The 22832-nt window shown below is 63.0% G+C and carries 21 protein-coding genes; 11 read left to right on the top strand and 10 right to left on the bottom strand.

Annotation, left to right across the window (positions count from 1 at the left end):
- Positions 1 to 20: 20 nt before the first annotated feature.
- Positions 21 to 671, top strand: coding sequence for a CoA transferase subunit B (locus BLT98_RS20370; RefSeq protein WP_070253603.1), 651 nt, complete (start codon positions 21 to 23; stop codon positions 669 to 671).
- A 50-nt stretch (positions 672 to 721) separates the two neighbouring features.
- Here the strand turns inward: BLT98_RS20370 and BLT98_RS20375 are convergent, their stop codons facing one another.
- Both BLT98_RS20375 and BLT98_RS20380 read right to left on the bottom strand, forming a co-directional pair.
- Positions 722 to 1132 (bottom strand): DoxX family protein, encoded by a 411-nt coding sequence (locus BLT98_RS20375; protein ID WP_070253676.1) that lies wholly within the window; start codon positions 1130 to 1132, stop codon positions 722 to 724.
- Between the two features lie 236 nt (positions 1133 to 1368).
- Positions 1369 to 2706 carry a dicarboxylate/amino acid:cation symporter gene (locus BLT98_RS20380; protein ID WP_230521989.1) on the bottom strand — a complete coding sequence of 446 codons (1338 nt, stop codon included), beginning with the start codon at positions 2704 to 2706 and terminating at the stop codon, positions 1369 to 1371.
- Positions 2707 to 2921: 215 nt separating this feature from the next.
- Between BLT98_RS20380 and BLT98_RS20385 the strand changes: the two genes are divergently transcribed.
- Genes BLT98_RS20385 through BLT98_RS20395 form a run of 3 tightly spaced genes read left to right on the top strand, consistent with a single transcriptional unit; the run spans position 2922 to position 6501 of the window.
- Entirely contained in the window at positions 2922 to 3803 is an 882-nt protein-coding gene (locus BLT98_RS20385) for an alpha/beta fold hydrolase (RefSeq protein WP_092610882.1), read from the top strand.
- Between the two features lie 54 nt (positions 3804 to 3857).
- Complete coding sequence (locus tag BLT98_RS20390; RefSeq protein WP_034784210.1) at positions 3858 to 4208, top strand: RidA family protein; 351 nt, start codon at positions 3858 to 3860, stop codon at positions 4206 to 4208.
- 40 nt (positions 4209 to 4248) lie between these two features.
- Positions 4249 to 6501, top strand: a complete 2253-nt coding sequence (locus tag BLT98_RS20395; protein WP_034784208.1) for a RelA/SpoT family protein — start codon at positions 4249 to 4251, stop codon at positions 6499 to 6501.
- Positions 6502 to 6654: 153 nt separating this feature from the next.
- On the opposite strand, the gene BLT98_RS20400 is transcribed toward BLT98_RS20395, so the two are convergent.
- From BLT98_RS20400 to BLT98_RS20410, 3 genes are all read right to left on the bottom strand, one after another.
- Positions 6655 to 7605: a cation diffusion facilitator family transporter gene (locus tag BLT98_RS20400; RefSeq protein ID WP_070257419.1), complete on the bottom strand. Its 951-nt coding sequence runs from the start codon at positions 7603 to 7605 to the stop codon at positions 6655 to 6657.
- 117 nt (positions 7606 to 7722) lie between these two features.
- The gene (locus BLT98_RS20405) at positions 7723 to 8598 is read right to left on the bottom strand and encodes a pirin family protein (RefSeq protein WP_092610885.1); all 876 of its coding nucleotides are present in this window, start codon (positions 8596 to 8598) and stop codon (positions 7723 to 7725) included.
- Positions 8599 to 8655: 57 nt separating this feature from the next.
- Positions 8656 to 9255, bottom strand: a complete 600-nt coding sequence (locus BLT98_RS20410) for an FMN-dependent NADH-azoreductase (RefSeq protein ID WP_070257417.1) — start codon at positions 9253 to 9255, stop codon at positions 8656 to 8658.
- 125 nt (positions 9256 to 9380) lie between these two features.
- Between BLT98_RS20410 and BLT98_RS20415 the strand changes: the two genes are divergently transcribed.
- Positions 9381 to 10286, top strand: a complete 906-nt coding sequence (locus BLT98_RS20415; protein WP_034784204.1) for a LysR family transcriptional regulator — start codon at positions 9381 to 9383, stop codon at positions 10284 to 10286.
- A 15-nt stretch (positions 10287 to 10301) separates the two neighbouring features.
- Here BLT98_RS20415 and asd read toward each other — a convergent pair whose 3' ends face one another.
- Entirely contained in the window at positions 10302 to 11150 is an 849-nt protein-coding gene (gene asd / locus BLT98_RS20420; protein WP_070257416.1) for an archaetidylserine decarboxylase, read from the bottom strand.
- Between the two features lie 284 nt (positions 11151 to 11434).
- On the opposite strand from asd, the gene BLT98_RS20425 reads away from it, so the two are divergent.
- The 5 genes from BLT98_RS20425 (at position 11435) to BLT98_RS20445 (ending at position 17685) form a co-directional block, all read left to right on the top strand.
- A complete protein-coding gene (locus BLT98_RS20425; RefSeq protein WP_244517596.1) occupies positions 11435 to 13606 on the top strand; it encodes a TonB-dependent receptor plug domain-containing protein in 2172 nt (723 codons plus the stop codon).
- A gap of 119 nt (positions 13607 to 13725) precedes the next feature.
- Positions 13726 to 14964, top strand: a complete 1239-nt coding sequence (locus tag BLT98_RS20430) for a DEAD/DEAH box helicase (RefSeq protein ID WP_092611158.1) — start codon at positions 13726 to 13728, stop codon at positions 14962 to 14964.
- A 53-nt stretch (positions 14965 to 15017) separates the two neighbouring features.
- The gene (locus BLT98_RS20435) at positions 15018 to 15635 is read left to right on the top strand and encodes an LON peptidase substrate-binding domain-containing protein (RefSeq protein ID WP_052140282.1); all 618 of its coding nucleotides are present in this window, start codon (positions 15018 to 15020) and stop codon (positions 15633 to 15635) included.
- Between the two features lie 141 nt (positions 15636 to 15776).
- A complete protein-coding gene (locus BLT98_RS20440) occupies positions 15777 to 16520 on the top strand; it encodes a DNA-binding protein (RefSeq protein WP_092610891.1) in 744 nt (247 codons plus the stop codon).
- Positions 16521 to 16737: 217 nt separating this feature from the next.
- Positions 16738 to 17685 carry a cupin-like domain-containing protein gene (locus tag BLT98_RS20445; RefSeq protein ID WP_092610894.1) on the top strand — a complete coding sequence of 316 codons (948 nt, stop codon included), beginning with the start codon at positions 16738 to 16740 and terminating at the stop codon, positions 17683 to 17685.
- A gap of 3 nt (positions 17686 to 17688) precedes the next feature.
- On the opposite strand, the gene BLT98_RS20450 is transcribed toward BLT98_RS20445, so the two are convergent.
- Positions 17689 to 18597: a DMT family transporter gene (locus tag BLT98_RS20450; RefSeq protein WP_092610897.1), complete on the bottom strand. Its 909-nt coding sequence runs from the start codon at positions 18595 to 18597 to the stop codon at positions 17689 to 17691.
- Positions 18598 to 18648: 51 nt separating this feature from the next.
- Between BLT98_RS20450 and BLT98_RS20455 the strand changes: the two genes are divergently transcribed.
- The gene (locus BLT98_RS20455) at positions 18649 to 19206 is read left to right on the top strand and encodes a helix-turn-helix domain-containing protein (RefSeq protein ID WP_240317657.1); all 558 of its coding nucleotides are present in this window, start codon (positions 18649 to 18651) and stop codon (positions 19204 to 19206) included.
- An 8-nt stretch (positions 19207 to 19214) separates the two neighbouring features.
- On the opposite strand, the gene BLT98_RS20460 is transcribed toward BLT98_RS20455, so the two are convergent.
- The 3 genes from BLT98_RS20460 to BLT98_RS20470 are packed head-to-tail and all read right to left on the bottom strand — an operon-like array spanning position 19215 to position 22822.
- On the bottom strand, positions 19215 to 19946 hold the full coding sequence (locus tag BLT98_RS20460) for a class I SAM-dependent methyltransferase (RefSeq protein ID WP_092610901.1): 732 nt from the start codon (positions 19944 to 19946) through the stop codon (positions 19215 to 19217).
- The gene (locus BLT98_RS20465) at positions 19943 to 21196 is read right to left on the bottom strand and encodes a voltage-gated chloride channel family protein (RefSeq protein WP_092610903.1); all 1254 of its coding nucleotides are present in this window, start codon (positions 21194 to 21196) and stop codon (positions 19943 to 19945) included. Before BLT98_RS20465 ends, BLT98_RS20460 begins: the two co-directional genes overlap by 4 nt.
- Positions 21197 to 21232: 36 nt before the next feature.
- Positions 21233 to 22822 (bottom strand): pyridoxal-dependent decarboxylase, encoded by a 1590-nt coding sequence (locus BLT98_RS20470; RefSeq protein WP_092610905.1) that lies wholly within the window; start codon positions 22820 to 22822, stop codon positions 21233 to 21235.
- Positions 22823 to 22832: the final 10 nt, after the last annotated feature.

A 22832-nucleotide genomic window follows, 5' to 3' on the forward strand; every position in this document is an offset into this window, starting at 1 on the left:
AAAAGAATACGGAGAACATCATGGCTTGGACTAGAGACGAAATGGCCGCGCGCGCGGCGAAAGAATTGCAGGATGGCTTTTATGTGAACCTGGGCATCGGCTTGCCGACCCTGGTGGCGAACTATGTGCCGGAGAATATCGAAGTATTCCTGCAGTCGGAAAACGGGCTATTGGGCATCGGCCCGTTCCCCACGGACGATGAGGTCGATGCCGACCTGATCAACGCGGGCAAGCAGACGGTGACGGCCTTGCCGGGCGCCGCCTACTTCAGCTCGGCCGACTCGTTTGGCATGATTCGTGGCGGCAAGATCAACCTGGCCATCCTGGGTGCCATGCAAGTGTCGGAAAAGGGCGACCTGGCGAACTGGATGATTCCAGGCAAGATGGTCAAGGGCATGGGCGGCGCGATGGACCTCGTCGCCGGCGTCAAGCGCGTCGTCGTGCTGATGGAGCACGTGGCCACGGCCAAGGATGGCACGACGTCGCACAAGCTGCTGAAGCAGTGCGACTTGCCACTGACGGGCGTGGGCGTGGTCGACGTCATCATCAGCGACCTGGGCGTCATCGACGTGACGGAAAACGGCCTGAAGCTGGTGGAACTGGCACCGGGCGTGACCAAGGAACAAGTGCAAGAGGCCACGGGCGCTGAGTTGGACGTGTCGGCCGTATAAATGGCTTGTTGTATGGAATAAAAGGGCGGACAGCGATGTCCGCCCTTTTTTTATGCGCCGGCCTTGCCGCGCAGCCCGTCCAGGCTGTAGGCGCCGCCGCCCGCTGCCGCGAAATACAGGAAGGTGAAGCAGTACATCACGGCCATTTCGCCGCCGTTCAGGATCGGCAGGAAACCGGCTGGCGCATGCGCCATGAAGTAGGCGGCCGCCATCTGGCCCGACAGGATGAAGGCGACGGGGCGCGTGAACAGGCCGACCAGCAGCAAGGTGCCGCCGACCAGCTCGATGACGCCGGCCGCCCCCATCACGGAAAACAGTTGCAGGCCGTCGAACATGGCCACATGCGGCGCGCCGAACAGTTTCGCCGTGCCGTGTTGCAGGAAGAGGAAACCGAGGATGATGCGCAGCACGCCCAGCAGGCGTGGACTCCAGGTGGCGTAGAAGGCGGGCGAGAGGGACATGACGTACTCCATTCAAAAGTGAGGATGGTTCGGTGTCAGGCTTGCATTAACGCAATGTCATTATGCGGGAGCTTGCGGGCGAACAGTGTTGTAACTGTAATTGTTTTTGATTCATTGATCATCCAGTGAAATATTGATGCATGATTTACTATGGGTTGATGATGCGGGCAAAAGCCTACGCGCATGAAAAAAGCCCCGCAGATCGCTCTGCGGGGCTTTTCAATGAAGAGTACGGCTTACTTGACGATATTCACGGCCGGGGCGACATACGCGTCGTCGGTCGGGTGGGTGGGATGGGCCAGCTCGCTGTGCAGCTTGTCCATGTCCAGTTCTTTTTCCCATTTCGACACGACGATGGTGGCCACGCCGTTGCCCACGAAATTCGTCAGCGCACGGCATTCGCTCATGAAGCGGTCGATGCCCAGGATCAGCGCCATGCCGGCCACAGGGATGGTCGGCACCACGGCCAGGGTGGCGGCCAGGGTGATGAAGCCGGCGCCCGTGATGCCGGACGCGCCTTTCGAGGTCAGCATCGCCACGCCCAGGATGGTGAGCTCTTGCCAGATCGTCAGTTCCGTGTTGGTGGCTTGTGCCACGAACAGGGCCGCCATGGTCATGTAGATGTTGGTGCCGTCCAGGTTGAACGAGTAGCCGGTAGGCACGACCAGGCCGACCACCGGTTTCGAGCAGCCGAGGCGCTCGAGTTTTTTCATCAGGGCCGGCAGGGCCGATTCCGACGAGCTGGTGCCGAGCACGATCAGCAGTTCTTCCTTGATGTACAGCAAGAAGCGGCCGATGGAGAAGCCCGTGTACTTGGCGATCAGGCCCAGCACGACGAAGACGAACAGGAAGCAGGTCAGGTAGAACGAACCCATCAGTTTAGCCAGCGGGATCAGCGAAGCCAGGCCGTATTTGCCGATGGTAAATGCCATCGCGCCGAACGCGCCGACAGGGGCGACTTTCATGATGATGTTGACCATGCCGAAGATGGCGTGCGACAGCTCGTCGATCAGCTTGGTGACGGGACGGCCGCGCTCGCCCAGCAGGGACAGCGAGAAGCCGAACAGGATGGCGATCAACAGCACTTGCAGGATGTCGCCCTTGGCGAACGCATCGACGAAAGTCTTCGGGATGATGTTCATCAGGAAATCGATGGTCGTCATGCCTTCGGCGTGCGTGTATTGCGCGATCGACTTGGCGTCCAGGTGGGCCGGATCAGCGTTGAAGCCGGCGCCCGGTTTCAGGATGTTGGCAACCAGCAAACCGATGGCCAGCGCGAAGGTGGAGACCACTTCGAAGTAGATCAGGGCCTTGCCGCCCACGCGGCCGATCTTCTTGACGTCCTGCATGCCGGCGATGCCGGAGACGACGGTACAGAAGATCACCGGGGCGATGATCATCTTGATCAGTTTGATAAAGCCGTCGCCCAGCGGTTTCATGTCGACAGCGTTGGAAGGGTAGAACACGCCCAGCAGCACGCCGGCCACGATGGCGAACAGCACCTGCACGTACAGGATTTTATAGAATGGTTTTTTCACGAGTGGTCTCCTCTTGCGGGTTGATGCTGCGATCATCCACTCATTGCCAGGCCGCCTCAATTGTGGATAACCGCAGATATGCATTTTCGCTATATCGGGTATTGCGCCATGACTGGCGTGCTGCGGCGCAGCATTTCAGGCGTGCGCTTGGAGCATTGCCCGCGCTGCGCTACACTGCCGTAGCGTCGCGCGCGGGACACCCCATGGCAGGCAGGAAGCGGTGCTCTTTTTATATCGAATAAGGAATTGGCATGATCGAAGCGAGCATCAAATCCGTCCAGTGCATCTCCCCCGCAGGCTTGCACACCATGTCGTACAAGGAGTGGGGCGCGGCGGACAATCCGAACGTGCTCGTCTGCGCCCACGGCGTGACGCGCGTGGCGGACGACTTCGACAACCTGGCGCGCGCCATGGCCAGCGATTACCGCGTGATCTGCCCCGACGTGGTGGGACGCGGGCGCTCGGGCTGGCTGGCCAATCCCCAGTTCTACCGCGTGCCGCAATATGTGAGCGACATGGTGACTCTGCTGGCGCGCGTGCTGGCCAATGGCGAGCGCCAGACGGTGGACTGGTTCGGCACGTCGATGGGTGGCTTGATCGGCCTGGGCCTGGCATCGTTGCCGAACAGCCCGATCAGCAAGCTGGTGCTGAACGATATCGGCCCGACCCTGGCGCCGGAAGCCTTGCAGCGCATCGGCGACTACATCGGCCAGGACTTGCGTTTCGAGACATTTGAACAGGGCGCCAAGTTTGTGCGCGACGTGTCCGCCAGCTTCGGCCCGCACACGGACGCGGAATGGCATAAACTGGCGGTGGATGTGTTGCGCCAGGATAAGGATGGCCACTGGCGCCGCCACTATGATATGGGACTGGCCATGCCGTTCCGCTCGGCCACGCCGGAATCGGCGGCCAGCGACGAAGCCATGCTGTGGGCCGCGTATGATGCCGTGCGTTGCCCCACCTTGCTGGTGCGCGGGTCGGAATCCGATCTGCTGTCGCACGAAACGGCGCAAAGCATGCTGGGCCGCGGCCCGAAGGCGGAGCTGGTGGAAATCACCGGCGTGGGCCATGCGCCCACTTTTGTCCACGATGACCAGATCGCCATCGCCCGCAAGTTTTTGCTGGGCAAATAAGAAGGCAACAAGCAATAACGCTGTACAGATTTTGAAACAACCGAAAGAAGAAGCATGGAAATTACACGACTGCACGTAGGCAAACGCCTCTCCGAAGTAGCCATACACAACAACACCATCTACCTGGCGGGCCAGATCGCGGAAGACACCACGCAGGGCATCGTTGGCCAGACGCGCGAAGTGCTCGGCCACGTCGACCGTTTGCTGATGGAAGCGGGCAGCGACAAGACTTGCATCCTGTCGTGCCAGATCTACATCGCCGACATGAAGGATTTCCCCGGCATGAATGAAGTGTGGGACGACTGGGTCGCTTCCGGCCACACGCCGCCGCGCGCCACGGTGGAAGCGAAGCTGGCCAATCCGGCATGCCTGGTTGAAATCGTCATCATCGCTGCAGAGCGTTAAGTCATCAAGTTGTTGAGTTATTAAGTTTAAAAGGTAATACATGGTTTCCATCTCGGCCCCGAATAGCGTCACCTCGGAACAACTGGTAGAGGGCTTGAGTGCGCCGGACAGTGCGCGCGTGCTGGACGCGCTCGCGTATGCCACCGAGGCGTATGGCGACAAGCTGACCTTTGCCGGCCGCTCCGCGCTGGACTTCGCCGTCGGCGTGGCCACCACCCTGGCTTTCCTGCGCAGCGATGCGGAAACGCGTATCGCCGGCCTGATGTTCGAGCTGACCCTGTTGGAACCGGACACGGCGGCCGACATCGAGCCGCGCTTCGGCAAGCAGGTGTGCGACCTGGCGACAGGCGTGCGCCAGCTGATCCGCTTGCGCGCGCTGACCCAGGCGCAGCACGGCAGCGCTGGCGGGCGCGGCAAGAATGCGGCGCAGCAAGCCGTGGCCCAGGTGGAAACCCTGCGCAAGATGTTGCTGGCGATGGCTTCCGACATGCGCGTCGTGCTGGTGCGCCTGGCTTCCTGCGTGACGACCTTGCGTTACTTTGCTGAATTAAAACTGTTCAACGAAATGACGCGCGAGTACGGCAAGGAAACGCTGGACCTGTACGCGCCGCTGGCCAACCGCCTCGGTATCTGGCAGCTGAAGTGGGAGCTGGAAGACTTGTCGTTCCGCTTCATCGAGCCGGAAGCGTATAAACGCATCGCCAAGATGCTGGAAGAAAAGCGCATGATGCGCGAGGGCTTTGTTTCCTCGGCGATCTTGCGCCTGCAGACGGAGCTGGCCTCGGCCGGCATCCAGGCGGAAGTGTTTGGCCGCCCGAAACACATTTACAGCATCTGGAACAAGATGCGCGGCAAGGAACTCGATTTCACTGCCCTGTACGATGTGCGCGCCTTCCGCGTCATCGTTGCCGACGTGAAGACTTGCTACACGGTGCTGGGCGTGGTCCACAATATCTGGACCCCCATCCCGAAAGAATTCGACGATTACATTTCGCGGCCGAAACCGAACGGTTACCAGTCGCTGCACACGGTGGTGACGGCCGAAGATGGCCGGCCGCTGGAAGTGCAAATCCGCACGAATGAAATGCACAGCTTTGCCGAATACGGCGTGGCGGCGCACTGGCGCTACAAGGAAGAGGGCGGCTCGAACTTTGCCGGCCAGAAATACGACGAAAAGATCGCCTGGCTGCGCCAGCTGCTGGCGTGGAAAACCGAGGTCGCCGACGCCGTCGTGGGCCAGGAAGAAATCCAGCGCGAATGGGTGGAAAAGCTGAAATCCGCCACCTTGGACGACCGTATCTTCGTCATGACGCCGCAGGCGCGGGTGCTGGAATTGCCCGTGGGCGCCACGCCCGTCGATTTTGCGTATCACTTGCACACGGACGTGGGCCACCGCTGCCGCGGCGCCAAGGTCGACGGCATCATGGTGCCCCTGAATACCCAGCTGAAAAACGGCCAGACCTGCGAAATCATCACGGCCAAGGGCGCGCCGGGCACGGCCGGGCCGTCGCGCGACTGGCTCAGCGCCGGTTACGCCGTCAGCACGCGCACGCGCTCGAAGATCCGTGCCTGGTTCCACGCCATCGACATGCAGGAAACCCTGGCCCATGGCCGCGCGCTGGTGGAGAGATCCTTGCAGCGCGAAGGCAAGACGGCCGTCAACCTCGAAGCCCTGGCGCAAAAGCTGGGCTTTGCCAAGGTCGACGAGCTGTTCCTGTCGGTCGGCAAGGATGAATTCAGCCTGCGCCATGTGGAGCAGGCGCTGCACGACAATGGCGAAGTGGTGGTGCCGGAAGACGCCGTGCTGGTCGGCAAGAGCCGCGCTTCCAGCGTGGAGCAGGGCGCCAAGTCCGGCGTGCTGGTGGTGGGCACGGAAGGCCTCATGACAGTGCTGGCCAAGTGCTGCAAGCCGGCGCCGCCGGACAGCATCGTCGGCTTCGTGACGCGCGGCAAGGGCGTCTCCATCCACCGCGCCACGTGCAAGAACTTCGAGGAAATGCGCGCCAAGTCGCCCGAGCGCGTGATCTTCACGGAATGGGGCAGCACGGGCGGGCACGACACCGTGTATCCGGTCGACATCTTCATCCTGGCAGGCGACCGTCAGGGCTTGCTGCGCGACATCTCCGAAATCTTCTCGCGCGAAAAGATCAACGTGATCGGCGTGAATACCCAAAGCGCCAAGGGCCAGGCCCGCATGACCTTTACGGCCGAGATCAGCTCGACGGCGCAGTTGTTGAAGGCGCTGAATGTGATCAAGGATGTCAGTGGGGTGCTGGAAGCGCGACGTAGTTGATGCCTGACCAAACCTACTGCGCGCCGGTATAGGCGGCCTGCGATGCTCACCGGCTCGGCGCCCCCGTACTTAGTACGGTTGCGCTTCTCGACCACCTCTACCTTCCGCTCGCTACGGTTTTGTCAGGCGTTGTGACGTTTGTTGAATTCCGTGCTAGTGGGTCTTGTCACCCTGATGCAAGCCCGCCATCGCCGCCGTCTCCGGCTGCAAGGTGATGTGGTCGATGCCATGCTTACTCAGTAACATCTTCTTGATCGCCCGCAAGACCTTCGGCCAATGGTCGAGGTGTTCGATTTCCACGTGGCCGATCAGGGCCGGCTGGCCCGGCGACATATCCCACACATGCAGGTCGTGCACGGCGATCACGCCATCCACCTGCTCCACGTCAGCGCCCACTTGGATGTAGTCGATATGCACGGGCACGCCTTCCATCAGGAAATGGTAGGACTCGCGCAGCACGCCGAATGTCGACTTTAAAATCAGCAGGGACACCAGCACGGACAGCAGCGGGTCGATCTGCATCCAGCCCGTAAAGTAAATCACGGCGCCGGCGACGATGGCGGCGACCGAGCCGAGCAAATCGCCCATCACGTGCACGAGGGCGGCGCGCGTGTTGACGCTTTGCTTGTCTTTCGACAATACCCACGCCACGACTATATTGATCGCCAGGCCGATGAAGGCAACGATGAAGACCATGCCGCCCTTTACCGGTTGCGGGGAGGAAAAGCGCAGCGCGGCTTCATAGCAGATCCAGCCCACCACGCACAGCATGGCCAGGCCGTTGACGAAGGCGGCCAGCGCTTCGGCGCGGCCAAAGCCGAACGAGTGGCGGGGCGAAGGAGGGCGGCGCGCGATCAGTTGCGCCAGCAGTGCCAGGCCCAGGGCCGCCGCGTCCGTGACCATGTGTCCCGCGTCGGAAATCAGGGCCAGCGAATTGGACAGGAAGCCGGCCGCCACTTCGATGCCGGCAAACGACAGGGTCAGGCCCAGCGCCCACGCGAGGATGCTCTGGCTGCGCCCCTCGAACGAGTGGGTGTGCTTGGCGTCGCCTTTCAAGTGGGCGTGCAAATGGGTGGCGTCGTGTTCGGTGTGCGTGGGCTGCATGGAATGCTTTGTGGAATGATGTTGCCGCCAGTGTAATTGAAAAGCAACAAAGTAGTCGGCACGTAAAAAAACCTGCAGGCCCGGAGGCACTGCAGGTTTTTGATGAGGCAGACAACTTTACTGCACGGCCGTCTCGCCAAACTTGCCCTCACGGAAATCCTGAACGGCCTGGAACACTTCCGCCTGGGTATTCATGACAAACGGGCCATATTGCGCAATCGGCTCGTTCAAGGGCTGGCCGGCGACGAGGATTACGCGGCCGCCTTGCGGCGCCTCGATGCGCACGCCATCGCTACCCGGCGTGTTGGCGAAGATCGCCATGCGCAGTGCGGGCACGGCCTTGCCGTCGACCTGCACTTCGCCACGGAAGGTGTAGATGAAAGCGTTATGGCCTGGCGGCAATGGCTGCTCGAAGCTGCTGCCGGCCGGCAAGTCGATATCGAGGTACAGCGGTTCCGTCAGTTCGCGCTGCACGGCGCCCGTCACGCCATGGCTTGCGCCGGCGATCACTTGCACGGCCACGCCCGCGTCCGTCGTGTAGCGGGGGATTTCACTGCTGGTGAAATCGCGGTACCACGGCGTGCGCATCTTGTCGCGCGCGGGCAGGTTCAGCCACAGCTGAAAACCTTCCATCACGCCTTCTTCCTGCTCCGGCATTTCCGAGTGGATCACGCCGCTGCCGGCCGTCATCCATTGCACGCCGCCCGAGGTCAGCAAGCCTTCATTGCCCGCGCTGTCCTTGTGGCGCATGCGCCCCGTGATCATGTACGACACGGTCTCGAAGCCGCGGTGCGGATGCTCGGGGAAGCCGGCGATATAGTCGTTCGGCTTGTCGCTGGCAAAGTTGTCGAGCATCAGGAAAGGGTCGAGGCGGCGTTGCAGTTGCTGCGTCAGCACGCGGTTGATCTTCACGCCGGCGCCATCCATGACGGCCTGGCCGGCAATCACGCGTTCGACGGCGCGTGGCTTGTTGACGGTGGTGGTATCGCTCATTGTTCTCTCCTCTAGGCCAGGGCGGCGCCAGTGCGCCGCCCCTTTCACTGCTGGGGATTACACCAGGATCGCGTTGATCTCGGCATCCGCTTGTGCTTGCGCCTTGGCCACGGCTTCCGGGCCCATGCCCATGCCTTCCGAATACACGTATTGCACGTCGGTCAGGCCCAGGAAGCCGAACATGGTGTTCAGGTAAGGCACCTGGCTATCGTTGGCGCTGTCGCGGTGCAAGCCGCCGCGGGACAGGCCCACGTAGACTTTCTTGCCGGTCAGCAGGCCCACGGGGCCGTTTTCCGTGTACTTGAAGGTGACGTTGGCGCGGGCAATCGCGTCGAACCAGCTTTTCAGTTGCACGGTGATGCCGAAGTTGTACATCGGCGCGCCGATGACGATCACGTCAGCCGCTTGCACTTGCGCAATCAGTGCGTCATCGAGGGCGATGCGGGCTGCTTGCTCCGGCGTGCGCTTGTCTGCCGGGGTGAACAACGCTTGCAGGGTCGGCTCGTCGAGCACGGGGTGCGGTGCGGCAGCCAGGTCGCGGCGGGCCAGGGTGGCGCCGGGGTTGGCCGCTTGTACGCGGGTAACGATGGCGTCAGCCAGGCGGGTCGAGGCGGAACCGGTGCTGCGGGCGCTGGAATTGATTTGCAGGATGTTCATCTTGTTTTCTCCGTTGTGAGGTGTCTTGCGATGGATGAACTATAGCAATTCCAAAATTGATGCGGAAGCCGTTAAAATGGATAACATTAATCCACCAGTGGAACAATCGAGTTAAAGGTAAGTATATGGATATCGATCCCGGAGATTTGCTGCTGTTTGCGCGCGTCGTCGAATGCGGCAGTTTCTCGCGCGCCGCCGTGCGCGTGGACTTGCCCAAGTCGACCCTGTCGCGCCGCATCTCGCTGCTGGAAGCGAAATTGGGCGAACGGCTGCTGCTGCGCACCACGCGCAAGCTGGCGCTGACGGAGTTTGGCGCCAGCTTGCTCGAGCATGCGCGCAAGGTGGTGGAAGAGACGGAGGCGGCCGGCGCGCTGGCACAGCACCGCCAGGCAGGACCCAGCGGCTTGCTGCGCATTTCCATGCCGGCCGACTTTGGCGACACCCTGATGCGCCAGGTGCTGGCCGAGTTCGTGCGCCGCTATCCGGCCATTTCGCTGGAACTGGACTTGTCGGCACGCCGCGTGGATTTACTGGAAGAGAACTTCGACCTGGCCATCCGCATGGGCAACTTGCCCGACGACGCCAGCCTGGCGGCGCGCCGCGTGGCGTTCAGTACGCTCGCCCTGTATGCCTCGCCGCAATACACGAGCGTGCACGGCTTGCCCGAGCATCCCGACGACCTGTATGGCCACGATTTGCTCAGCTTGCCACGGGCCGTGCATGGCCTCGTGCACTGGACTTTGATCCGCGGCAAGACGACGTGGGAGCGCGATTTGCCCGTGCGCTTGCTGGCCAATTCGCCGGAATTGCTGGTGCGCATGGCGTGCACGGGCGTGGGCATCGCGGCCAGCACGGACCGCTTTGCCAAGGCGTATGTGGCGACGGGGGAACTGGTGCGCGTGCTGCCGGAGTGGAGTTTTCCGCTGGTCACGGGCTGGGCCGTGTTTCCCGGCCGGCGTTTGATGCCGGCCAAGACGCGCGCGTTTCTGGACTTGATGGAGGAAATGTACCAAACCGACGCGCCCGTGTAGGCGCGTCTTGCTGCCTTACTTGGGCAGCTTGCCCATGACTTCGCCCAGCTGCACGGGGCCGGCCGGTTGCCAGTTGGCATTGAACGTCACGGTATCTTTCGGGAACAGCATGACGACGGTGGAACCGAGCAGGAAGCGGCCCAGCTCTTCGCCCTGCTTCAGCACGACATTGTCGTTCGCATAGCTCCAGTCGCGTACCTGGCCTGTGCGGGGCGGGTTGACGACGCCGTGCCAGACGGTGGCCATGCTGCCGACGATGGTGGCGCCCACCAGGGTCATGACGAAGGGGCCGTTGGCCGTATCGAACACGCAGACGACCCGCTCGTTGCGGGCGAACAGGCCGGGGATGCCGCGCGCCGTCGTCGGGTTGACGGAGAACAGTTCACCGGGCACATAAATCATGCGCGTCAGGCGGCCGTCGCAGGGCATGTGGATGCGGTGGTAGTCGCGCGGGCTCAGGTACAGATTGGCGAAGCTGCCGTGTTCGAACTGGGCCGCCAGTGCCGCATCGCCGCCCACCAGGGCCGTGGTGCTGAAGCTGTGGCCCTTGGCCTGGAAGATCTGGTCCCTGTCGATCGTGCCGAACTGGCTGATGCGGCCATCGACGGGGCAGACGTAGTCGGCCTGGGCCAGCGGACGGGCATCGGGGCGCAGCGCGCGCGTGAAAAAGTCGTTGAAGCTCGTGTAATGCGTGATGTCCGGGTCCAGCGCCTCATCCATGTTGACGTTGTAGCGGCCGACGAACCAGCGGATCAAACGCGTCGTCATGGCGCCGCCCTTGGCACCGGCGACACGGCCGGCAAAATTGGTCAACGCTCCCTTGGGCAGCAGATATTGAGGCAAAACGGCAAGACGGTCAGACACGATGGGAAGCCTTTGACGGGGTGATGGGAACAATGATGAAAACGCATTATAGCGGCGATGTGGCGCGCAATGATATGTACCGTATGCAAGGGGGCGTAGTGCAGCCGGCCGCCGAATTTAATTTGCCATAGGAAATATTTTCAGGAAACTGTGTCACTCGGAAAAAATTACAGCACAATACAGCGGCCTGTTTTTTAGCTTTTAGCCATTTTTATTCAGCCAACTTTTTTAGCCAGGTCATGATGCCACGCCGTTGCCTTCGCCTTACCATCCTTTGTTCCTCCGTGTTACTTGCCTGGAATGCCCAGGCCCAGCAATCCGAAACGCCCGCCGCCACTGACGCCGCCGTGCCGCTGAAGGCCGAGAAATCCGCCGCTCCCGCCATGCAGACTGTCGAAGTCAAGGGTAGCGGCTATGATCCGCGCCGCGACGATACGGCCAGCAAGATGGTCGTCGGCAGCGAGGAAATCCTCAAGTATGGCGACACGAATGTCACCGACGTGCTCAAGCGCCTGCCCGGCATTACCGTGACCGGCGCGGCCGGGCGCTCGGGCGGTGAAATCCGCATGCGTGGCCTGGGCAGCGGCTACACGCAGATACTGCTCAATGGCGAGCGGGCGCCGGCCGGTTTCTCGCTCGACACCCTGTCGCCCGACGTGATCGAACGCATCGAGATTTTGCATGCGGCCAGCGCCGAATACAGCACGCAGTCGATTGCCGGCACCATCAACGTGGTGCTGAAAAAGGCCGTCAAGACGGCGCAGCGCGAGCTCAAGCTGGGCGTGCAGGGCAGCGACGTGAGCTTTTCGCCCAGCGTGAACGTGCAATTGTCCGACCGCGACGGCAATTTCTCGTATTCGCTGGCCGGCTCGCTGTTCCGCTACGATTACCATTACGACAATCCCGGGCTGGAACTGGGCTACGCGCCCGATGGCCGGCAAAACCTGCTGCGCCGCACGAACGGCACGGGCGATGGCCGTCCGGAAGGCATCAACCTGTCGCCGCGCCTGAACTGGGTGCTGGCCAACGGCGACAATGTGACGGCGCAATTCTTCTTCAATGGCGGGCGCTCGAACCACCGCAATTTCAGCCGCGCGGAAACGGAGCAGGGCGTGCGCCCCGACTACGACAGCAACACGGGCAGCTCCAGCAACCACAATGCCTTCGGCCGCAGCGACCTGACGTGGATGCACAAGCTGGCCGGCGGCGCCAGGCTGGAACTGAAAGTGGGCGCCTCGGCCGCCCGCAATACGTCCGACAGCCTGCAGCAGGGCTTTATCGATGGCAGTGGCCTGGCGCTCGAGCGCAAGGTGGGCGTGAAGGCGACGGAAAACGGCGTCAGTTCGACCGGCAAGTATTCCACTCCCCTGCTGCCCGGCCATGCCCTGTCGATGGGCTGGGATGGCGCCTACACGGAGCGCGAGGAATCGCGCCGGCAGCGCGAAGGGGCCCTGGGTGCGCGTCCGCCCGTCAACAGCGACGAAGGTTTCGATGCCACTATTTCTCGCCTGGCCCTGTTCGTGCAGGATGACTGGGAAATCACGCCGCGCTGGTCCATGTATGCGGGCGTGCGCTGGGAAGGCATCGACACGCGCAGCGCGGGCGACACCTATGACGAAGTGCAGCAGCGCACCAGCGTGTGGAGCCCGCTGCTGCAAACCCTGTGGAAGTTGCCCGATACCAAGGGCGACCAGGTACGCCTGGCCCTGACGCGCACCTACAAGGCGCAGCCCACGTCAAGCCTGATTCCACGCCGCAATACCTCGACCAACAATAGCCAGACGGACCCCGACCGCGAAGGCAATCCGTATCTGAAGCCGGAGCTGGCGCTGGGCATCGATGTGTCGTACGAGCACTACTGGGCAGAAGGCGCCTTGCTCAGCGCGCGCGCCTCGGCCCGCCGCATCGATGGCTACACGCGCCAGGGCTTGCTGTTCGTCAATGACCGCTGGGTCTCCACGCCCGTCAACGATGGCCGCGCCAATACACAGACACTGGAACTGGAAGCGAAATTCCCGCTGCGCGCCGTGCTGGCCGCGCCTGTGCCGGCCATCGACCTGCGCGCCAGCGTCAGCCGCAACTGGTCGCAGGTGGAGCAGGTGCCGGGACCGGACAACCGGCTCGACCAGCAAACGCCCGTCAGCGGCAACTTCGGCCTCGACTACAAGACGCCCGATGGCGTGCTGACGACGGGCGGCAGCTTCAACTTCCGCAATGGCGGCCCCGTGCGCATCACCGAGCGCCAGAGCGCCTATACGTCGCCGCGGCGCGACCTCGATATTTATGCGCTGTGGAAGTTCGATGCGAAGAACCAGCTGCGCCTGGCCGTGTCGAACCTGCTGGCGCAAGACTTCGAAAGCACCACCACGTATGCGGACGCCAGCGGCACGATTACCCGCAACAGCATTTCACCGAGCTCGCCGCAGGCGCGCGCCACTCTGGAAATGAAGTTCTGATCGTGACGTTCCCGCACTGAAAACCCCGGCCGGCCTCCCCGCTGGCCTATAATCTCGGCAATCGCGCGCGCGGCCGGTCCGTGCGCGCCACCTTTTCATTTGCCAAGATTGCTTTCCCCATGACGTTTTCCTCCCTCGGCCTGATCGATCCCCTGGTCCGCAAACTCGATGAGCTCGGCTATGCCAAGCCCACGCCCGTGCAGGCGCAATCGATTCCTGCCGTGCTGGCCGGACGCGACTTGATGGCCGCCGCCCAGACGGGTACGGGCAAGACGGCAGGCTTTGCCGTGCCGCTGCTGCAGCGCCTGACCCTGGAAGGCGTGGTGGCACCCCAGTGCGTGCGCGTGCTGGTGCTCGTGCCCACGCGCGAACTGGCCGAGCAAGTCTATGCCAGCTTCCGCAGCTATGGCGGTAACTTGCCGCTGCGCAGCTTTGTCGCGTATGGCGGCGTACCCATCGAGCCGCAGATCAGCAAATTGCGCAAGGGCCTCGACGTGCTGGTGGCCACGCCGGGCCGCTTGCTGGACTTGCAGACGCAGGGCGCCGTCAAGTTCGAGCAAGTGCAGACGCTGGTGCTGGACGAGGCTGACCGCATGCTGGATCTGGGCTTCGAGCGCGAACTCGATATATTGCTGATGACCATGCCCAAGCAGCGCCAGACCCTGCTGTTCTCGGCCACCTTCTCGGACGCCATCCGCGCCATGGCGAAAACCATGCTGAAGGATCCCGTCTCGGTCGAGGTGAGCGCGCGCAACAGCACCGTCAAGGCCGTCAAGCAATCGGTCATCGTGTGCGACAAGAAGCGCAAGCCGGAACTGTTTCTGCATTTGCTGAAGAAAATGCGCTGGGGCCAGGTCCTGGTCTTCGTCAAGACGCGCAAGGGTGTCGAGCTGCTGGTGAATACCTTGCTGGAGCAGGGCGTGCGCGCCGATTCCATTCATGGCGACAAGACGCAGCCGAACCGCCTGCGCGCGCTGGCCAGTTTCAAATCTGCCGAGGTGCAGGTGCTGGTGGCGACCGACGTGGCCGCCCGTGGCCTCGATATCGAGCAATTGCCGGTCGTCGTCAATTTCGACTTGCCCACCGTGGCGGAAGACTATATCCACCGCATCGGCCGCACGGGCCGCGCGGGCGCTTCGGGTGCAGCCATTTCGCTTGTGTGCGCCGATGAAGTGGAGCTGCTGTCGGCAGTGGAAGCGCTGACCCGGCAAACGCTGAAACGCAACGAAGAGCCCGGTTTCGAGGCGGAACACCGCGTGCCGGGCACGTCCGCCGGCGGCACCATCCAGAAGAAGGCCGTGAAAGTGCTGGCGCCGAAGGCGGCGGAGCGGGCCAAGAAAAGGCGCTTTTACAAATAATCAAGGGCGCCAGGCGCGCAGCACGGATATGCCATTCGTGCCATCATGCGCTTATGACCTCGATACCTTTGTTCCCGCTCAATACGGTGCTGTATCCCGATGGCTATCTGCCCCTGCAGATCTTCGAGGTACGCTATCTGGACATGATACGCAAATGCATCATGGGCGAGCAGCCGTTCGGCGTGGTGCAACTGCTGGATGGCACGGAAGTGCGCAAGCCTGGCCATCAGGAAACCCTGGCGCCCGTGGGCACCCTGGCGCGCGTCATTGACTGGGCCGCGCCCTTGTCCGGCTTGCTGCAAATCAAATGCATGGGCATGCAGCGCTTTCACATCGTTTCCAGCGAACAGCTGAAGCACGGCTTGTGGATGGCGCAGGTCGAAACTTTACCGCCCGATAAAACCATTCCCATTCCGCAAGAGCAGCAGAACGTGGCCGACGCGCTCGGCGCGCTGATACGCACCTTGCAGGAGCAAAAGATCCCGCCCGACCAAATGCCCTTGCAGCCGCCGTACCGGCTCGACGAGTGTGGCTGGGTGGCGAACCGCTGGTGCGAGCTGCTGTCCCTGAGCGCCATGCAAAAGCAATTGTTGCTGAGCCAGGACAATCCCGTGCTGCGCCTGGAACTGGTGCAGGATATGCTCACGGAAAATGGCCTGCTCGAAGAGTAAAACATCCCAGGCCGCATGCTTGCACAAGTTCCGTTGTGTAATTGCAATTTCTATTGAGAAATACTTTACGCTTTGCCGCCGCTGGCATAAGATAATGCCCCTGGGCAAGATTGCCCTGGGCAACATTCAAGAGTACACGACATGGCAAAAGTAAGCGCGGAACAGATCAATGCGGCAATGGAAGCGATGGCGGGCGAAGGCCAGGCCATCACGGTACGCGCCTTGCGCGAACGGCTGGGCAACGGCGCCTGCCTGGGCACCATCAGCAAGCTCTTGCTGCGCCGCAAGGCCGGCGCGCAACGCCAGATCGCTGCCGCCGCCGAACTGTCGCCCGTGCTGCAGCAAGCCATCCTCGATTATGTAGGACAGGAATTAAGCGCCAGCCACAGCGCGCATGAAGCCGAGATGAATGACAATCAACAGGAATTGATGGACCTGGCCAGCGAGAACGAGCGCCAGCAAGAGTTGCTCGACCTGCAAGCGGGCGAGCTGGAAACCTTGCGCGAGGAGCTCGAGCGCGAACGGCAAGTGGCGAACCAGGCCCGCACGGACCTGGCCAAGGCGCAGCTGCGCCTGGAAGGCTTGCCGCGCCTGGAAGAGGCGGCCGAGCAGGCACGCATGGATCTGGCCAAGGCGCAATTCAAGCTCGAAGGCATCCCGCGCCTGGAAGAAGCGGCCGAAGCAGCGCGTGCCGAACTGATCCAGGCCCAGTTGAAGCTGGAAAGCCTGACGCGCGTGGAAACGGAACTGGCGGCCGCGCGCCTGGAACTGGAAGCGGAACGCGAAGAGCTGGGCGAAACGCGCGCCGAGCTGGACGAAGAGCGCACCTTGCGCATCAAGGCGCAGCAGTTCATCGTCGATCCGATATTCAAGATCCCTGTCTGAGGACACCTGACCAAACCTGCTGCGCGTCGCGCTTTGCGGCCTGCGATGCTCACCGTACTGGAGTACGGTTGCGCTTCTTAGCCACAAATCACTGCCGCTCGCGACGGTTTTGTCAGGTGTCGAGACGTCGGGGGGAATAGGTCATGCGGGCCTTGCTGGCTTAAAATGGCGCACTGTCGCGCCATGTCGTGCGACGCCTTGATCGCAAAGAAGGTTTATGCCCGTAGAAAAGAAAGTGCCGCTCCCGCTTGCGGCCACGCCCATATCGCCGCGCGCGCTGCCGCCCCGGCCGCCAGCACAATTCAGTTCGCCCGAAGCGGCCCTTGCGCGCAAGCAGGCACGCGAGGGCAAGGATGCGCAGGTGCGCGGCGTGACGTCCATCGACGCCATGCGCGAGGCCATCAAGCTGGCGGCGCGTGACTTGCCGGCCATCACCGAGGTGCCGCGCCTGGCCATGCTGGACGCCGCCGCCTTTCGCGCGCGCGCCGCGCTGGGATTGCCCTTCCTGATGCGCGGGCTGGTGCAGCGCTGGCCCTTATCCAAGCTGGAACCCGAAGTCTTGCGCGAGCAATTCAGCCATGTGCCCGTGCGTGCGCGCGTGGGCGACTACATCAACACGGCATTCGCGGCAGACCGCGCCATGCAGGACATGTCGATGGGGCAATACCTGGACCTGGTGGCGGAGGGCAACTACGCGCTGCCGCCATACCTGGGCAACCTGGAATTGCGCGAGCTGAACCGCCTGTGCCACTGGCCCACGTATTTTGACAAGATGGGCCCGCCGCGCTTCTGGGTGGGGCCGGGCGGTACGGTCACGCCCTTGCATTGCGATTACGACGACAATATCTTCGCGCAAGTGTGGGGCCGCAAGCGCATCTTTTTATCGCCGCCGCACCACGACGTCTTTCTCTATCCCAGCGAAGCGAACGCCATCCTGTTCGGTTCACCGTTCGACCCGGAAGCGCCCGATTTCGAACGTTTTCCCCTGGCGCGCCAGGCCAGCATGATCGAATGCATCGTCGAACCGGGCGACATGCTGTACGTGCCTGCCGGCTGGTACCACCAGGTGCGCGCGCTGACGTTTTCCCTGTCGTCGAACCGCTGGGCCAGGGCCGTGCCGCTGGCGCTGCATGCCGATGCGGCGCTGCGGCGGGGCGTGGAATAAACCTTATGGCTGCACGGCCTTGCCTGCAGCGCGCACACGGCGCTTGGGACGCCACTCGCTGAGGATGCCCGCGCAAATGATCAAGACCGCGCCCACGATGGCCAGGGCCGGCAGGCGCTCGCCGGCGATGCGGCCGATCACGCCGGCCCACACGGGTTCACCCGCGTAGATCAGCGTTGCTTTCGTGGCGGAAATGCGCTTTTGCGCCCAGTTCATCACATATTGGATCAGCGCGCTGGCGCAGCCCAGTGCCAGCACGCTGAGGATGAAAGTCTTGCTGAGGACCGGTGGCGCTTCGCCCATGACGGGCATCAGCAGCAAGGCGATCAATGACGCCGTGGCCAGTTGCACGATGGTCACGCGCAGGATGTTCAATTGCGGCGAGACGCGGCTGATGAGGATGATTTCCAGGGCAATCGCGATGGCGCCCACGGCAGTGATCAGTTCGCCCGTGCCGAAGCCCATGCTCAAGCCATCCGTGCCGGTGAGCAGCAGCAAGCCGGCAAACGCCAGCACGACGGCCGCCCATACGGCAGGGTGGGGCCGCTGCCTGAAGACCAGCCATTGCACCAGCGGCACGATGGGCACATAGAAGGCCGTGATGAAGGCCGACTTGCTGCTCGTGATATACATCAAGCCATAGGTTTGCAGCGCGTAGCCGCCAAAGATGCTCACGCCGATGGCCATGCCTGTCAACAATTCGGCCTTCGTCAGGTGGCGCAACTGGCCCCGGCAAATCAGGGCGCCGATACTGGCGGCCACGGCAAAGCGGGCGGCGACAAACGCCAGCGGGCCGCTGACCGTCACGGCATGTTGCACGACGAGAAATGTGCCGCCCCAGATGAAGGTGATGGCGATCAAGGCCAGTTCGGGCAGGCCGAAGGCGGGCGGGGGACTTGCGTGTGTTTTCATGGGGCGCTATGCTATGAGCAAAATATTTCCCATCATAATAGGAGCAATATATTGCGCAGTCAAGCCGAGGCCGGTGGCGTGCTGGCACACCTGGCCACCAATCTGCGGCGCTTGCGCCTCGCCGCCGGCCTCAGCCAGGAGGAGCTGGCGCGCAAGTCGGGCCTGAGCCGGCGCATGGTCAACGGCGTCGAGGCGGGCAGCACCAACATCAGCCTGGCCAACCTCGACCATGTGGCAGCCGCCCTGAACGTGGCCTTTGTCGACCTGGTGCAGCCGCCGCAACAGCCGCACGACAGCCTGCGCGTGCTGATGTGGCAAAGCGCGTCGCAAGCCAGCCAGGCCGTGCTGCTGGGTGCCGCGCCCGCCAGCCGCCAGGTGGAACTGTGGGCCTGGCGCCTGGCGCCTGGCGAGCGCTACGATGCGCAAGCCGATCCGGCGGGCTTCAGCGAAATGATCTACGTGCTGGAAGGCGAGCTGCAGCTGGAACTGGCGGCCGGGACGAGAACGCTGGGCACGGGCGATTTTTTTGTGTTCAGCAGCGCGCAAGCATATGCCTATGTGAATGCGGGCGAGTCCACCTTGCGCTTTACGCGCAATGTGGCCAGCTGACAGCGCGGTTACGGCAGGCCGCAGCCCACCAACAACAGCATCGGCCGCTCGCGCTCTTCCGCCAGGGCCGGCTGCAGGGCGACCTGCTCATCGCTGGGACCCCATTCTTCCACATGTTCCAGCTGGAAACCGGCGCGTAGCAGCGCATTGATGGTCGTACCCAGGGTGCGGTGCTGTTTGATCACGCCTGGCGCCAGCCAGTCCGACACGCGCGGGCCTTGCTGCTGGTAGCTGTCGACGGGCCAGCGCTTGCAGCCTTGCGCGTCCGTCAGCCAGCCCGGCTGGCGCGGAGCCATGAAGATCGGGTGCTCGATGGAAAACACCAGCTTGCCGCCCGGTTTCAAGCCGTGGCGGATGGCAGCCAGCAAGGTGGTGAAATCCTCGATGTAGTGAAACGCGAGCGAACTGTAGACGAGGTCGTAGCTGGCGGGTGGCAGGGCCAGTTGTACCAGGTCCAGCCGGGCATAGCTGACGACCGCGTGCGTCCCCATGGCGTTCGCCTGCGCCAGCATCTTTTCCGACACGTCCACGCCCAGTACCTGCGCCGCACCAGCGTCGGCTGCCCAGCGGCAGAACCAGCCATAGCCGCAGCCCAGGTCGAGCACGCTTTTTCCTTGTATCTCCGGCAGCATGGCGCGCAGGGCTGGCCATTCGGGGGCGCTGTCGAGTCCGCCGACGGAGCGGGGCAGCTGGCTGTAGCCGGTAAAGAAGGCGTCGTTGTCGTAGATATTCTGTGTCATGTGTCGATATCCTTGTGGACGGTGCGCTTGGCATGCCCGCCCCGTTGCGCCCGGTAAATGCCCGCGTGGCCGGAAAACAGATAGGCCACGACGCAGGCGATGGCCGCGTACACGCCGATCTCGGCGCCGAACAGTTCCATGGCCATCAGGGTCGAGGCGATCGGCGTGTTGGCGGCACCGGCGAAGACGGCAACGAAGCCGATGGCGGCCAGCAAGGTGACGGGCTGGTGCAGCAGCGGGCCCAGCGCATTGCCCAGGGTCGCGCCGATGAAGAACAATGGCGTCACTTCGCCGCCCTTGAATCCCGTGCCCAGCGAGATGATGGTAAACGCCATCTTGGCCAGGAAATCGTATGCCGGCAGCGGTTCCTTGAGCGCGTCGACGATGGTGGGGATGCCCAGGCCGATATACTTGTCCGTGCCGATCAGCCACACGGTAATGGCGATGATCACGCCGCCGGCCAGGGGGCGCAGCGGGGCGTAGCGGATCCAGCGCTTCATCAGCCCGCTCAAGCCGTGCGTGGCCTGCGCAAACACGTTGCCGGCCACGCCGAACAGCACGCCAGCGATCACCATGGCGGACAAGGTCCAGGCGGAGATGGCGGGGATCAAAGGCACGGCGTAATGCGTGTGGTGAATGTTGAATAACTGCCCCCACAGCAAGCCCACCTGGTCGGCGATGACGGCAGCTAGCAGGCAGGGCAGCATGGCTTCGTAGCGCAAGCGGCCGATGGCCAGCACTTCCAGGCCGAAGATGGCGCCCGCCAGCGGCGTGCCGAAGACGGAGGCAAAGCCGGCGCTGATGCCGGCCATCAGGACGATGCGGCGGTCTTCATTGTTCAGGTGAAACCTGCGGGTCAGCTGGTCGGCCAGGGCGCCGCCCATTTGCACGGCAGTGCCTTCTCGCCCGACGGAGGCGCCAAACAAATGCGAGATGACGGTGCCGCCCAGCACCAGCGGCGCCATGCGCAAGGGGATGATTTTTTTCGGGTCGTGGATTTCATCGATGAGGAGGTTCGCGCCGCCTTCGACGCTGCTGCCATAGCGCAAATACAGCCAGCCGACGGCAAAGCCCGCCACGGGCAGCAGCCAGATCAGCCAGGCGTGCGCCCGCCGCGTAGCGGTTGCCCATTCAAGGGCGAACAGGAAGCCGGCCGAAGCCGATCCCGCCAGCACGGCCACGACGCTCGCAAGCAGCAGCCATTTCAGCAGATGCCGCAAGAGGTCGGTGAGGGCGCTAAGACGCTGCATCGTGCATCCAGTCAAGGCTGATCGGTGGGTGTTTCCTTACAGGTCCAGTTCCGCCACCAGCGTTTGGCCGATGGCGCGCTGCTCGGCCAGGATGGCGCGCAGGTGGTGGGGGCGCGTTTTGACATTCGTCATGACCACGCGCAGCACGTTGGTCGGGCCAGGGTAGCGCGTCGATTCCAGTACCGTGCGCGACACAAAACTGTGGCCTTGCGCCTTTTGCCGGTTTTGCAGCTTAGCGTTCAATGTGTTCAGTTGCGTGTTCAGCTCTGCCGCCGCGTCCATCTGGCCGCCGGCCAGCAAGCTGTCCATGCGCTGGCGCAAGTGCGCGGGCACGTAGCGGTAGGTCAGGATGAAGGTGTCGGAGCGCGTGACGAGCTCGAAATCCTGCTGGTCGGCCAGCAAGTCCTGTAGCTGGCCGGACAGGGTGGCCGCCTGCCGCAGCAAGGTCGTGTAGCCGGATACGCCCAGCACCTTGAACGACGTCCACAGTTTCAAGGCATCGAAGCGGCGCGAGCCTTCCAGCGAGGTCTGGCCCAGGTCGCCCGAATTGTCGCGCAGGATGTAGTTGGCGTTGTGTTTCAGCAAGTTCAGGCTGGCGCTGTCCTTGAACAGCACCATGCTTTGCGCCATCGGCACCCACAGCAATTTATGCCCGTCGATGACGACGGAGTCGGCCAGGGCAATCCCGTCGTACAGGGCGCGGTACTGTTCCGCGATCAGGAGGGCGCCGCCCCAGGCCGCATCCACGTGGAACCAGATGCTTTCCCGCGCGGCAATGGCTGCCATGGCGGCCAATGGATCGATGGCGCCCGTTTCCGTCGTGCCGGCGATGCCGATCATGGCGACGACCTTGATCTTGCGCAATTTCAAGTCGGCAATGGTCGCTTCCAGTGCGGCGATATCGATGCGGTTGTCGCGGTCGACGGCCACCAGGTGCAAGGCGTTTTCGCCGAGGCCCAGGGTCGCCAGCGCCTTTTTCACGGAGTAATGGCTGCGGGCCGAGCCGATCAAGGCCAGCCCCGCGTAGCCCGACTCCTGCATGGCGGCAAACAGGCCCCGTTTGCGCGTGCCGGGCAACTGCCGTTCCAGCGCCACGGCCAGGGCCGTCAAGTTGCCCATGGTGCCGCCATTGACGACATTGCCCAGCGCGCCGCTGGTGGCGGCCATCGCCTGCGTGTAGACGCTATCGGCCTGCTGGTACACCTGGCGGTGCAGCCAGCCGAGGATCTGCTTTTCGATCAGGGTCGACACATACGCCGTCTCGATCTTCACCTGGTTCTGGTTCAGGGTCGCCGTAAACGCTTCGGCCAGCACGCTGATCCACGGCAGGGCCTGCGTCATGTGGCCAATGTATTGCGGATGGTTCAGCTGGGCCGTATTGGCCAGCACGGTGGTGTCGAGTTCTTGCAGGAATTGCGCCACGGGCATGCCGTGCGCGGGCAGGCAAGTATCGGACAGTTGCGTCAGCAATTGCGCATACGGCGTGTGCGGATAGGGCGTGTCGCGTTCGGCGGCCAGCCAGCCGCCCAGCATGCCCAGCGCCTGCTGCAGGGGCGCGGGCGAGCGTTGCAGCGCATCGATGGAAAAATGCTGCAGCAGCAGCTGTTCGATAGGGGTATCGGTCATGGCGCGTTGT

This window comes from Janthinobacterium sp. YR213 (genome assembly GCF_900099875.1).
Taxonomy (GTDB): Bacteria; Pseudomonadota; Gammaproteobacteria; order Burkholderiales; family Burkholderiaceae_D; genus Janthinobacterium; species Janthinobacterium lividum.

Bases quoted from the DNA above. Each gene is read 5' to 3' on its own strand.
- BLT98_RS20375 (WP_070253676.1), bottom strand. From the start codon at position 1,132: ATGTCCCTCTCGCCCGCCTTCTACGCCACCTGGAGTCCACGCCTGCTG.
- BLT98_RS20415 (WP_034784204.1), top strand. From the start codon at position 9,381: ATGGATATCGATCCCGGAGATTTGCTGCTGTTTGCGCGCGTCGTCGAA.
- BLT98_RS20370 (WP_070253603.1), top strand. From the start codon at position 21: ATGGCTTGGACTAGAGACGAAATGGCCGCGCGCGCGGCGAAAGAATTG.
- BLT98_RS20465 (WP_092610903.1), bottom strand. From the start codon at position 21,196: ATGCAGCGTCTTAGCGCCCTCACCGACCTCTTGCGGCATCTGCTGAAA.
- BLT98_RS20380 (WP_230521989.1), bottom strand. From the start codon at position 2,706: ATGATCGCAGCATCAACCCGCAAGAGGAGACCACTCGTGAAAAAACCA.
- BLT98_RS20390 (WP_034784210.1), top strand. From the start codon at position 3,858: ATGGAAATTACACGACTGCACGTAGGCAAACGCCTCTCCGAAGTAGCC.
- BLT98_RS20405 (WP_092610885.1), bottom strand. From the start codon at position 8,598: ATGAGCGATACCACCACCGTCAACAAGCCACGCGCCGTCGAACGCGTG.
- BLT98_RS20430 (WP_092611158.1), top strand. From the start codon at position 13,726: ATGACGTTTTCCTCCCTCGGCCTGATCGATCCCCTGGTCCGCAAACTC.
- BLT98_RS20440 (WP_092610891.1), top strand. From the start codon at position 15,777: ATGGCAAAAGTAAGCGCGGAACAGATCAATGCGGCAATGGAAGCGATG.
- BLT98_RS20450 (WP_092610897.1), bottom strand. From the start codon at position 18,597: ATGAAAACACACGCAAGTCCCCCGCCCGCCTTCGGCCTGCCCGAACTG.
- BLT98_RS20400 (WP_070257419.1), bottom strand. From the start codon at position 7,605: ATGCAGCCCACGCACACCGAACACGACGCCACCCATTTGCACGCCCAC.
- BLT98_RS20385 (WP_092610882.1), top strand. From the start codon at position 2,922: ATGATCGAAGCGAGCATCAAATCCGTCCAGTGCATCTCCCCCGCAGGC.
- BLT98_RS20460 (WP_092610901.1), bottom strand. From the start codon at position 19,946: ATGACACAGAATATCTACGACAACGACGCCTTCTTTACCGGCTACAGC.
- BLT98_RS20435 (WP_052140282.1), top strand. From the start codon at position 15,018: ATGACCTCGATACCTTTGTTCCCGCTCAATACGGTGCTGTATCCCGAT.
- BLT98_RS20470 (WP_092610905.1), bottom strand. From the start codon at position 22,822: ATGACCGATACCCCTATCGAACAGCTGCTGCTGCAGCATTTTTCCATC.
- BLT98_RS20395 (WP_034784208.1), top strand. From the start codon at position 4,249: ATGGTTTCCATCTCGGCCCCGAATAGCGTCACCTCGGAACAACTGGTA.
- BLT98_RS20410 (WP_070257417.1), bottom strand. From the start codon at position 9,255: ATGAACATCCTGCAAATCAATTCCAGCGCCCGCAGCACCGGTTCCGCC.
- BLT98_RS20445 (WP_092610894.1), top strand. From the start codon at position 16,738: ATGCCCGTAGAAAAGAAAGTGCCGCTCCCGCTTGCGGCCACGCCCATA.